Annotated in this window: 11 protein-coding genes and 1 riboswitch; of the genes, 8 read left to right on the plus strand and 3 right to left on the minus strand. The window is 45.2% G+C overall.

Annotated elements, in window-relative coordinates; all coding sequences use genetic code 11:
- Positions 1 to 28 precede the first annotated feature (28 nt).
- Positions 29 to 943, plus strand: coding sequence for a nucleoid occlusion protein (gene noc, locus EV210_RS18505; protein ID WP_132082854.1), 915 nt, complete (start codon positions 29 to 31; stop codon positions 941 to 943).
- A gap of 46 nt (positions 944 to 989) precedes the next feature.
- Here noc and EV210_RS18510 read toward each other — a convergent pair whose 3' ends face one another.
- From EV210_RS18510 to EV210_RS18520, 3 genes are read right to left on the minus strand one after another with little or no spacing between them, the layout of a single operon-like run.
- Positions 990 to 1850 carry a methylenetetrahydrofolate reductase gene (locus EV210_RS18510; RefSeq protein ID WP_132082855.1) on the minus strand — a complete coding sequence of 287 codons (861 nt, stop codon included), beginning with the start codon at positions 1848 to 1850 and terminating at the stop codon, positions 990 to 992.
- Complete coding sequence (locus tag EV210_RS18515) at positions 1847 to 4228, minus strand: homocysteine S-methyltransferase family protein (protein ID WP_132082856.1); 2382 nt, start codon at positions 4226 to 4228, stop codon at positions 1847 to 1849. The genes EV210_RS18510 and EV210_RS18515 overlap by 4 nt, the downstream gene beginning before the upstream one ends.
- A gap of 56 nt (positions 4229 to 4284) precedes the next feature.
- Entirely contained in the window at positions 4285 to 4965 is a 681-nt protein-coding gene (locus EV210_RS18520; protein ID WP_132082857.1) for a vitamin B12 dependent-methionine synthase activation domain-containing protein, read from the minus strand.
- 63 nt (positions 4966 to 5028) lie between these two features.
- Positions 5029 to 5130: riboswitch (SAM riboswitch) on the minus strand.
- Positions 5131 to 5383: 253 nt separating this feature from the next.
- Between EV210_RS18520 and EV210_RS18525 the strand changes: the two genes are divergently transcribed.
- The 7 genes from EV210_RS18525 (at position 5384) to EV210_RS18555 (ending at position 12122) form a co-directional block, all read left to right on the plus strand.
- Positions 5384 to 6145 (plus strand): ParA family protein, encoded by a 762-nt coding sequence (locus tag EV210_RS18525; RefSeq protein ID WP_132082858.1) that lies wholly within the window; start codon positions 5384 to 5386, stop codon positions 6143 to 6145.
- Entirely contained in the window at positions 6138 to 7040 is a 903-nt protein-coding gene (locus EV210_RS18530) for a ParB/RepB/Spo0J family partition protein (protein ID WP_132082859.1), read from the plus strand. The genes EV210_RS18525 and EV210_RS18530 overlap by 8 nt, the downstream gene beginning before the upstream one ends.
- A 63-nt stretch (positions 7041 to 7103) precedes the next feature.
- Entirely contained in the window at positions 7104 to 8522 is a 1419-nt protein-coding gene (locus tag EV210_RS18535) for an aspartate ammonia-lyase (protein ID WP_132082860.1), read from the plus strand.
- 20 nt (positions 8523 to 8542) lie between these two features.
- Positions 8543 to 9766 (plus strand): [FeFe] hydrogenase H-cluster maturation GTPase HydF, encoded by a 1224-nt coding sequence (gene hydF, locus EV210_RS18540; RefSeq protein ID WP_132082861.1) that lies wholly within the window; start codon positions 8543 to 8545, stop codon positions 9764 to 9766.
- A 102-nt stretch (positions 9767 to 9868) separates the two neighbouring features.
- Positions 9869 to 10546: a DUF554 domain-containing protein gene (locus tag EV210_RS18545; protein ID WP_132082862.1), complete on the plus strand. Its 678-nt coding sequence runs from the start codon at positions 9869 to 9871 to the stop codon at positions 10544 to 10546.
- Positions 10547 to 10577: 31 nt separating this feature from the next.
- On the plus strand, positions 10578 to 11093 hold the full coding sequence (locus EV210_RS18550) for a DUF4446 family protein (protein ID WP_132082863.1): 516 nt from the start codon (positions 10578 to 10580) through the stop codon (positions 11091 to 11093).
- 96 nt (positions 11094 to 11189) lie between these two features.
- Entirely contained in the window at positions 11190 to 12122 is a 933-nt protein-coding gene (locus tag EV210_RS18555) for a M23 family metallopeptidase (protein WP_243650633.1), read from the plus strand.
- The last annotated feature ends 16 nt before the right edge of the window (positions 12123 to 12138 follow it).

Below are 12138 nucleotides of genomic sequence, written 5' to 3' on the forward strand. Positions count from 1 at the left end.
AGATAGATTGTGGTAAGGCGGTGTTCTCATGAAAAAATTAGCCCGGTTTCTGGGTTTGGGAAATGAGAGAATGGAACAGGACAAGCCGGTGTTAACGCATTTAGAACATATAGCCGAAACAGCTGCTGTTATCGAGAGTTGCGTAGAAAATGCGGTAGAAATTCAGACTGTAGCCATTGAAACAATAGTTCCTAATCCATTCCAGCCTCGAAAGATATTTAATGATGAAGCTTTGCAGGAATTATCTAATTCGATTCGTGAATATGGTATTATTCAGCCATTGCTCGTGCGGCGAACTGATGCCGGATTTGAGCTGATCGCCGGTGAACGGCGTTTACGGGCGTCTAAGCTTGCCGGTTTAACAGAGGTACCTGTCATTATTCGTGATTTGGATGATAAGGAAATGGCTGAGCTGGCGATGATTGAAAATCTCCAGCGTGAAGACCTGCATTTCTTAGAGGAAGCGTTAGGTTATCAGACGCTTTTGTACAGTTTTGGGTTAACTCAGGATGAATTAGCCCGCAGACTGGGAAAAAGCCAGTCTACGATAGCGAATAAGCTTCGTTTATTAAAACTACCCGGTGATGTACAAACTATTCTTGTCGATGATAATCTGACAGAACGGCATGCCCGTTCTTTGCTGAAAATCGAAGATCCTAAAATGCAATTAGAGATCTTGAACAGTGTTCGGGAAAAAGGAATGAATGTACGGGAAACCGAGAATTATATAGAGGAAGTTTTAGAAGACATTTCCCGGGAAATGGCAAAAAAGAATGCTCCGAAGCAAAATGTCGTCAAAATTATTCGCGATGCCCGCATTTTTATTAATACGATTAACAAGGTTGTTTCTGATATCAAAAAATCGGGTTTGAATGTAACAGTAAAACAAGATCAAGATGATGACTATGTTACGATTAACCTCAGAATACCAAAACGGAAATAGCAAAAAAGAAACGCTGCTTTTTGCAGCGTTTCTTTTTTATTGTTTTTTATAATTGATCAGTAAGTGCCACAACTGTTTGAATATCATTTAACGGCATAATATGAACCCCATGAGCGATATTCTTAGTACCTCGCACCAGTTCGGCAGCGATTTCCAGGCCGGCGGCCTTGCCACCTGCTGCCATACGGTCCATGATTACCGGGGGGATTGTAATTCCCGGAACTTTTTCATGCAGATAAAGTGCCATTTTATGACTCTTTAACGGTAATACCCCCATTAAGACGTAAATGGGCAGGTTTTTAACTTTTTCCATAAAGCGTTTGGCAATTTCCAGGTCATAAACAGGCTGAGTTTGCACAAAGCGCGCACCTGCGGTTATTTTCGCTGTTAATTTTTCCAGCTCTTTATCCAAATCTTCTGCTCCAGGATTCACTGCTGTACCAATAAAAAAAGAAGTTCCTTTATGCAGTTCATTACCCATAATATCCTGGCTGTTATTTAGTTTTGCTGCCAGCTCAATTAAACCAGTGGAGTCGGTTTCAAAAACAGCTTTTGCCTGCGGATGATCACCTTGCTGCGGATGATCACCCGTAAGAGCAAGGATATTATGAACCCCAAGCGCTGCTGCGCCGAGCAATTCAGCCTGCAAGCCAATAATATTGCGATCACGGCAGGTAAGGTGAAAAATTGTCTCCAGGCCCACATCAGCCTGGATAACATGGGACAAGGCAATAGGGCTCATGCGCAGGTTAGCCATAGGGCAGTCTGCAATGTTAACAGCATCGATCCGGTCTTTAAGCTGTTTAGCTTCAATGATGGTTTTTTCAGCATCGGCACTTTTGGGGGGATCTAGTTCTACGGTTAATGTAAACCGGCCGGCAGCAAGTTTATTCTGCAATGTACTCATTTTGTGGTTTCCTCCATTAATCGTTTGGCGATAGCAACGGCAGCTACGCCGTCAGGGGCATACGTGTCGGCTCCGGCTTTTGCTGCATACTCCTGAGTGAGCACTGCGCCGCCGACGATCGTTTTTGTTGAGAGACCGGCATCTTTTAGTGCTTTTATGGTTGAATCAATTTGTGGCATCGTAGTAGTCATTAATGCACAAAGTCCAACGATATGCGCTTGATTGCTGTAGGCTGCTTCGACTATTGTTTGCGCGTCTACATCTTTACCAAGATCAATAACCGTAAATCCATTGTTTTCTAGCAGAGCGGCGACAATATTTTTGCCGAGATCATGGATATCGCCCTTTACAGTAGCCAGCACTACTTTTCCACGGCTGGCAGTACTGTGTGCCGGTAAAATTTCCTTAATGGTCAGGAATGCGGCCCGCATCGATTCGGCAGCCAGCATGACTTGCGGCAGGTAGCAGCGGCCTGCTCCATAAGCAGCACCAATATTATTCATAGCTGCCGTCAAGGCGTTATCGGTGATATCAAGTGCATTTTGCCCTTCAGCCAGTGCCTGCCGTACCAGCGGAACAACCGCTTCTTTTTCGCCGTCTTCTACCGCAATGCGAATTTGATCGAGCAGGCTGCCGGTGTTTTCGGCGGCTTTAGCAGGAGCACTTGGTGGTGCCGCTCCGAAAACGGTACTGTAGTGTTTTCCGCTTTTATCATGACCTAAGAGTGCCTGCGCAGTTGTTACGATATCCTGCATCATGGGATCATAGGGGTTAAGAATTGGTGCATCAAGGCCTGCTGCCAGACTCATGGCACAAAAGGCGGCATTCATTAAATCACGCCGGGGTAATCCGTAAGAAATATTGCTTAAGCCCATTACGGTCGGGTACCCAAAATGCTGACGATACAGTCTGAGCGTATCCAGTGTTTCCAGTGCAGCTTGCTTTTCAGCGGCAACAGTTAGGACTAAGGCATCGAGCAGCAGGTCATTTGGCCGCAGACCGGCAGCAAAAGCCGCCTCCACGATTGTGTGAATTACGGCAAGGCGCTCCTGAGCCGTTTGGGGAACGCCGCCAGGAGCTATCGGCAGGCATAAGACTGCTGCACCATATTTTTTAGCTAATGGGAGAAAACTTTCCAGCCGTTCCGGTTCTGCACTTACCGAGTTAATCAGCGCTCTGCCGGGATACGCTTTTAAACCTGCTTCTAAAGCAGCCGTATCGGTAGTATCAATCGCCAGCGGTACATCCACCAGCATTGATAATTCTTTGATTGCCTGTGTCATGGCTGCTGCCTGGTCAATGCCAGGGACGCCCATGTTGACATCCAGGATTTTTGCGCCTGCCCGGACTTGCCCGATTGCCTCTTTTTTTACGGAAATATACTGACCTTCTTTAATATCGGCAGCTAGTGCCTTGCGTCCAGTAGGGTTAATACGTTCCCCTATAACGGCAGTGGGAAAGGAGGGACCAAGGAAAACGGTTTTGCTGCGGCTGGTAAGTGCCGTATACGCTGGTATTTGACGCTCAGGCAGGGCTGCAGCGCAGCTATCCACTGCTTGCCGGATCGCTTTAATGTGGTCAGGCGTTGTACCGCAGCAGCCGCCGATATAAGATACTCCTGCAGCTAATAAACGTGGTATCCAGTCGGCCATTTGTACAGCACTCATGGGGAATACAGTTTGACCATTAATAAGCTCCGGCATGCCGGCATTAGCCTGAATACTAATAGGCAAGCTGGTTGTTTTGGCAATGATTTCGGCAATTGGCAGCAGTTGGGCCGGGCCAAGCGAGCAATTGGCGCCAATAACGGATGCACCCATTGCTTCTAAAATAATTGTTGCCGTCTGGGGATCGGTGCCGGTAACGGTGCGACCGTCTGATCCGTAAGACAGCTGGCAAATGACCGGCTTATTTGTTGCTGCTTTTGCGGCCAGCAGGGCAGCCCGCATTTCCTGAATATCAATGATCGTTTCTATTAGTATATAATCAACACCGGCTTCAGCCAGTGCGCAAATTTGCTCATAGAAAACATCATAAGCTTCATCAAAGCTCAAGTTGCCGATAGGGGCAATAAATTTGCCTGTTGGACCTACGGAGCCGGCAATTTTTGTATGGGGACCGCAGGCAAGGCGTGCCGCTTGAACCGCGCTTTTATTTAGCTCCGATACCTTATCAGTGAGACCAAAGTGCTGCAGTTTAATCCGGTTGGCACCGAACGTGTTTGTTTCGATGATCGTTGCACCGCTTGCAATATATTGCCGGTGAATAGCGGTAATGATCTCCGGCTGATCGATATTATATAACTCCGGACAGTAGCCAAGCGGCAAACCTGCTTGCTGGAGCATCGTACCCATGGCACCATCAAATATGTGTATCATCTTAACTCTCCTTTCCTATATAAAGGCATTAGTTTTGAAATAAAGTTTGGTAATCATCACTCTTTCCTGCTTGCACAGTGTGTTTGGGTACAATTCAGGCAGGACTTCGCTTTTTCTTTATTCTCCTGCGGGACAGCCGAAGTGCGGGGAATAAATCCAATTACAGCTGAAACTGATTTCCGGGGAGACATCATGGCCGTATCCGTTACCGATATCCCGATTTGTTCAGCACCGGCGAGGGTTATAATCGCCGCTTGAGCGGTTATGTCCCAATTGCCATAGCCGGGGCTGAAACGCCAGGTAGTGGTATACCCCTGCCTGGCTGCCTGTTGATTAATCAACTCATTTAATTGATCAGCGACCATTTCAACAGCAGTCGTTGCGGCAGCATCCAGGAGTAATGCCGCTGTATATTCGCCTTTGGCAAAATGAGCAGCAAGGGCCTGCTCTAGCTCACTGCCAATTGTTACGGCCATTACGGCAATCTTTTCGGCGCCAGCTAAGTGTTTTTTTACGGTTGCGCCTGTAAGCGCCAGCGGCTGATCAGCAGCAATCACTGCTGCTTCCGGCTGGTAAGGATATATTTCATAAATACCCATAGGCTTTGCTAAGCTTTGTACATCAAGGCAGGCTTCACTTATTAGTTTAGCAGGGAAATCCTCGCTTCGTGCCAGTCCGGCGTAACGGCGGGTTTCCTTTTCATCGATCTGTTGCAGGGCAGCGTTATAAACCGGCATGGATTTCCCTCCTGTATAATACATAAGCCCCCAATCCGCGAGGGAAAGGGGGCGATACCTTTCCTCTCATCTTTCAGGAATATTTCCTGCTGGATTTGGCACCACTGCATTTCTGCCGGTTGCCGGGTGTCATCGGGCCAGTCCCTCGACCTCTCTGGATAAGAGATATAAGTATGTAGTTATCGTAATGCAATTACTATATCGTAAAAGACAAGATGTTGTCAACTAAAGGTTCGGATTTGTATTTATGTTAACTATCTTTGCTGTTTTTATCTACAAAACTTGAAATTATTATGTAAATCTAAAAAATATCTTCCTTAACTATAGTCATTTCTGCTGTCGGAAGTGTTTTTTTGCAGGAGAAAGGTGGTTTTATGTGGAAATCCAGGAAGACTTACATTAGATGAGGTGAATTATTTTGGTTAAAGTGATCGCCATTGCCAATCAGAAGGGAGGCGTTGGAAAAACAACAACGTCCGTTAATCTGAGTGCCTGCTTGGCTGCTCTTGGCAAAAAGGTACTGCTTGTTGATATAGATCCGCAAGGCAATTCTACGAGTGGTCTGGGAGTAAATAAATCAACTGTTAAACGGTGTGTGTATGATGCGTTGGTTAATGATGTACCGATTGAATCATTAACAATTCAAACAGAGGTTCCGAATTTATCCTTATTACCGGCGACAATTCAGTTGGCAGGTGCTGAAATCGAACTTGTTTCGATTATGTCGCGTGAGACAAAAGTTAAACGTGCACTGGATAAAATTAAGTATAGTTATGATTTTATTCTTATTGATTGTCCACCGTCACTCGGCCTTTTAACAATCAATTCCCTAACTGCTGCAAACTCTGTGCTGGTACCGATACAGTGCGAGTTCTATGCCTTGGAAGGATTAACGCAGTTAATGAATACCATACAATTGGTACAGAAAAATTTAAACCCTTCCCTGACTTTGGAAGGTGTCGTTCTTACGATGTTTGATGCCCGTACCAACCTTTCTATACAGGTTGTGGATGAGGTGAAAAATCATTTTCGCAATAAAGTCTATCAAACAATTATTCCGCGTAATGTCCGCTTAAGTGAAGCACCTAGTCATGGACAACCGGTAATGATTTATGATCCGAAATCAAAAGGTGCAGAAGTCTATTTTGATTTGGCTAAAGAGGTGATTGGCGATGAGTAAACGTGGATTAGGCCGTGGTTTGGATGCATTAATACAAACATCATCAACAGCGAATACCGATCAATTGGGGCCAACTTCCGATATTCCAGTAACGATGATTACTGCTAACAAATTTCAGCCCCGTCGGGTATTTGATTCTGAAGCATTGGCTGATTTGGCTCAATCGATTAAGCAATATGGTATTGTTCAGCCCATTGTTGTAAGGAAGACCTTAAACGGCTATGAATTAGTTGCTGGTGAGCGACGCTGGCGAGCTGCTCAGTTGGCTGGATTAAAAATTGTACCGGCAGTTATCAAAGAGTATACTGATGCCGAAATGACCGAAATTGCCTTAATAGAAAATTTGCAACGGGAAGACTTGAATCCAATAGAAGAAGCTTTTGCGTATAAGAAGCTCATGGAAGAATTCGGATTGACACAGGAGGAAGTAGCTCGCAAGATCGGCCGCAGTCGTTCGCACATTGCCAATATTGTCCGGTTACTCAACCTGGTCGCACCTGTGCAGGAATTTGTTTCACGTGGAACATTATCGATGGGACAGGCTAGACCAATTTTATCACTGGAAAGTGAAGAGCTACAGCTTGAAGCAGCGGAAATTATTATTGAAGAAGATTTATCTGCTCGTGATGCTGAAGAATTAGTAAAGCGATTGGCGACAGCACCACGTGCTAAAAAACAAGTGCAGCCGGAAAAGAGAGAATTCTTTCTAGTGGAGGCTGAGGATCGCCTTAAAATGATTTTGGGAACACAAGTAAAGATTAAGCCCGGGAAAATGAAAAGTAAAATCGAAATTGAGTTTTACTCAGGTGATGATTTGGAACGTATTATTGAAACTCTTGGCGGGCCACAGGCAGAAGCTGCTGCCAGTAAGCTGCAGGGACCATTAGTAGTATAATGTTTCACGTGAAACAAAAAGTTAGGTAGCCTTAAGCTGACGACAAAGATAACAGGTGATGTGATGGATAAAACAGTTCGGATTGAGAAAGATCTCCTCGGAGAACGAGAAGTTTCGCAAACAGCATATTACGGAATCCACACTGTAAGGGCAGTCGAAAATTTTTCGATGAGCGGTTACGCAGTAAATAGTACACTTATTAAGGCTATTGCCTTAATTAAGAAAGCGGCAGCACAGGCCAATTGCGAACTTGGTTATCTAGCTCCTGAGCTGAGTAAGGCTATTTGTCAGGCTGCAGAAGAAGTGATGACAGGCCAGTGGCAAGAGCAGTTTGTTGTTGATGCGTTGCAGGGGGGAGCCGGCACCTCAACTAATATGAATGTCAACGAAGTTTTAGCAAACCGGGCAATTGAAATATTGGGTGGTGAATGTGGGGATTATCACTTGGTACACCCATTGAATCATGTAAATCTTCATCAATCAACGAATGATATTTATCCTACAGCACTAAGAATAGCCGCAATCTGGTTATTGCAGCCACTGAGTGAAGCCTGTGCGCTTTTACAGCAGCGCTTGCAGGAAAAAGAGGCGGAATTTGCCGGTATTGTTAAAGTTGGGCGTACGCAGTTACAGGATGCAGTGCCAATTATGCTAGGCCAGGAATTCAGTGCATATGCTCAGGCTATCTCGCGTGACAGATGGCGTCTGTATAAAGTGGAAGAACGGCTTCGTCAGACCAATCTAGGTGGAACGGCAGTCGGTACAGGCATGAATGCTGATCAAAAATATATTTACTTAATTAATGAACGAGCCAGACAACTTGCAAAAATTGGCCTCACCAGGGCTGAAAATATGGTCGATACAACGCAAAATGCCGATGTTTTTGTAGAAGTTTCCGGGTTAATCAAAGCACTTGCCGTTAATTTGAATAAAATAGCAAATGATCTGCGGTTATTGTCGTCAGGGCCGGCAGCGGGCCTGGGAGAAATACGATTACCGGAGAGACAGGCAGGTTCTTCGCTTATGCCCGGAAAAGTTAACCCGGTTATTCCCGAGGCAGTGAACCAAGTTGCTTTTCATGTGATTGCCGGTGATGCGGCTATAACAATGGCCGCACAGGGCGGTCAGCTGGAATTAAATGCGTTTCTGCCGTTAATTGCCCATCATTTGCTGGGGAACATTCAAATGCTAAGTCGCTGTGTTGCTGCATTCGAAGAATTATGTGTTCGTGGTATTGAAGCCAATCAAGCAAGATGCCATCAGTTGCTGGAGAATAGTCTGGCGACTGCAGCTGCCCTCGTGCCGTATGTAGGTTATGACCAGGCAACGAAGGCAGCCCGTTACGCTTACCACAATGCAATGCCGGTAAAACAAGCGGCTGTAGAATTAGGTTTAGTTAGTAGTGAAGACTGCATAACAATTTTTGATGTGCAAAAAATGACACATCCTCTACAGCGTAAAACTAGTCCACCACTTCGATAATATAGAAATGAGGAATATGTATGCAAGATACACCGAAAGGCTCAAGACTGCATATTGCTATTTTTGGTCGTCGAAATGCCGGAAAATCCAGCCTGATTAACGCGCTGACGAACCAGGATATAGCTCTAGTATCGGATATACCGGGGACTACGACTGATCCTGTCTATAAAGCTATGGAAATTCTGCCTTTAGGACCAGTTATGATGATTGATACTGCAGGTATTGATGATGTCGGCGATTTAGGTGCCTTGAGAGTGGAACGTACGATGCAGGTCTTGAATAAGACGGATCTGGCAGTTGTCGTAATTGATCCTGCTGCGGGAATTACTGAATTTGAGATGTCTCTCAAAGAGAACATCAGTAAACGCAATATTCCAATGGTAGCGGTTGTGAATAAGGCAGATCTAATCACGCCTGAGCAGGACGTTCTAGCCTTATGGGAAAAAGAGCTAGATCTCAAAATTTACTCGCTCAGCGCTCAAACTAAGCTGGGGATCGAAGAATTAAAACGGCTGCTGATCGAGAAGGCACCGGCTGACTGGGAGGGAACACCGGTTATTGGTGACTTACTGCAAGGTGGAGATACGGTTGTACTGGTAGTGCCTATCGATACGGCTGCGCCTAAAGGGCGGCTTATTCTACCGCAAGTACAAACAATTCGCGATATATTGGATCATGATGCCTCTTGTGTTGTCGTAAAAGAGCGGGAATTAAAAGATGCGCTGGCAAACCTGCGTCAGCCGCCACGCATGGTGGTAACAGATTCCCAGGAGTTCTTAAAGGTAGATGCTGATACACCGGAAAATGTATTGCTGACTTCTTTTTCTATTCTGATGGCACGTCATAAGGGGGACTTAGAGACTCTGGTGGCGGGGGCTAAAGCCATTGATAAGCTGCAGCCGGGGGATAAAGTGCTGATCGCAGAAGGCTGCACGCATCACCGTCAGGCAGATGATATCGGCAAAGTGAAAATTCCCCGCTGGCTGCGCCAGTCGGTGGGGGGAGAATTGCATTTTGACTGGGTTTCAGGGATCGATTTTCCCCAGGATATCAGCCAATATCAGCTGATCGTACACTGCGGTTCTTGTATGCTCAACCGCCGGGAAATGTTATATCGTCTGGCCGTGGCAAGAGAAAAGCAGGTGCCTATCGTCAATTACGGGGTATTAATTGCCAAAATTCATGGTATATTGTATCGGGCACTGGGGCCTTTTCCGCTGGCACAAATGATTTTAGACGAATAGCAGCTTAGTTTGAGGCTGCCTGGCAGCCGGACATTGAATAGATAGAAATTGCTGCAGTAGACATAGCTTTGGCAGAGCATGCCGGTGGCAAAGGAGGCAGGAATGAAAGGGACAGTAGTGAATGCTGTGTCAATATTAGCAGGATCATTAGTCGGCTTATTACTCAAAAGCGGTATCCCCGAAAGAAGTCAGAAGACGATTATGCAGGGACTTGGCATGGCAACCTTTATTATCGGAGTACAGATGGCGATAAAATCACAAAATATCCTGATCGTAATTTTAAGTATTGTAGCTGGAGCATTAGTGGGAGAAGCCCTGAAAATTGATGCAAGGCTTGAGAGCCTGGGAGACTGGCTGACGGCGAAAGTCGGTACACGCTATGGCAATGTAGGGGAAGGTTTTATAACTGCAAGTCTGGTGTATTGTGTTGGCGCCATGGCTATTGTTGGTGCCATTCAGGACGGTCTTACCGGTGATGCCTCTACCTTATATGCCAAATCGATTTTGGATGGGGTCTTATCAATCGTTTTATCGTCCAGTATGGGAATTGGCGTGGCATTTTCCATACTGCCAATTTTTATCTATCAAGGCGGAATCACTTTACTGGCCGGTCAAATCGGCAGCATATTTTCCGAAAGTGTTATCAGAGAAATGACGGCTGTGGGCGGAGTACTGATTTTAGGAATCGCAATGATTATAATGGATATAAAAAAAATCAATGTTGCTAATCTGCTGCCTGCAATACCATTGGCGGCTGTCATCACACTGTTATGGTCATAAGTGTAGTTTGCTGGGGAAGGATGTTATAAAAGTGGATTTTAATCAAATAAATGATTTTATTATGGTTAACTTGCAATATATATTGCTGGGAATGACTGCTATTATTTTTATTGCCTTATTAATTTTTATTAATATTAATCTAAAGTTGTCCAAAATGAACCGCCGTTATCAAAAGTTAATGCAGGGAGTGGAAGGGGCAAATCTTGAGCGGCTGCTGCATGCTCATATTGAAGAAGTCAGGGAAGTTGTCGGACAAGTCAATACGTTGTCGAATCAATGCAAGGAAATTAACATAATGTGTAACAACTCATTGCAAAATGTGGGGGTAGTACGGTTTAATGCTTTTGATGATACCGGCAGTGATTTAAGTTTTGCGATAGCACTGCTCGATGGGCACCGTAATGGCCTGGTTGTTTCCAGCTTGTTTGGCCGGAGTGAATCACGGGTATATGCTAAGCCAATCGTAAATGGACAGTCTACTTATTTATTGACTACGGAAGAAAAAGAAGCAATCAGCAAGGCTGTTAGCTCAAAGGAACGTAAATAAAAAAAACAGTACAAGCAGGCAGGAAAATCATACCATAGAGCGAATGTATATCTAGATATGAATTAGCGTCGGATTTTGTAATATGGTGGTGATTGAGTGGCTGTAACAGGTTCAAAAGTCAAAAAACCGGAACGCCGTGAATATACGCTAATGGTTGTTCCGCACCAGGGACAAGCAGTATACAGTATACGTGTACCCATGCTATTGCTAAAATACGCAGGGATAGCACTTGCTATAGTCTTTATATGTCTTTCGGGAGTATTTTTACATTATCGCTATGAAGTTCAAGTGGCACAGGGTGATAAAGCTGAGCTGGATAAGCTGCGCCAGGTAAATGGGGTGCAAGTTCAGCAAATTGAACAGCTAGCTAAAGCGACCTCATCGTTGCAGGACGATATGAATCGCTTAAATACCTTAGACTCGGAGCTTAGGCGTATGGTCAGCAGTGAAGACTCGGCTCAGACCTCTCGCTCCGGTGTTGTTCGTCCTTCTTCCGCTCAGGGCGGTCAGGGCGGGCCTGTCGTAAAACCACAGCCGGAACAATTACTTTTATTAGTGAAAGATTTACAGGAAAGTGTCAAAGTTCGTGAACAAAGCCTGTTGAATTTAAAAGATGCAATTTCCGATAAAAACTCACGGCTGGCGGCAACTCCTTCGATTTGGCCGGCAAGCGGTGAGGTAACTTCCCGGTTTGGCTGGCGCGGATCGCCTTGGGGTGGTGGCAGTGACTGGCATCCTGGGATTGATATTGCCGATGATTATGGTACACCGATTTATGCAACGGCTGATGGAGTGGTTGTTTATAGTGGCTGGTATGCCGGATATGGTAAACTGGTGCAAATTGACCATGGTAATGGAATTCATACGTTATATGGCCATAATTCCGAAAACTTGGTTGAAGTTGGACAGTCAATTAAAAAAGGACAGCACATTGCCAGAATGGGCAGTACGGGTTATAGTACAGGCACACACGTCCATTATGAAGTTCGGGTTAATGATAATGCTGTAAATCCAGCCAATTTTTTATAGCTAGGAAGGGGTAGTT

This window comes from Anaerospora hongkongensis, from assembly GCF_004339805.1.
GTDB classification, from domain to species: domain Bacteria; phylum Bacillota; class Negativicutes; order Sporomusales; family DSM-15969; genus Anaerospora; species Anaerospora hongkongensis.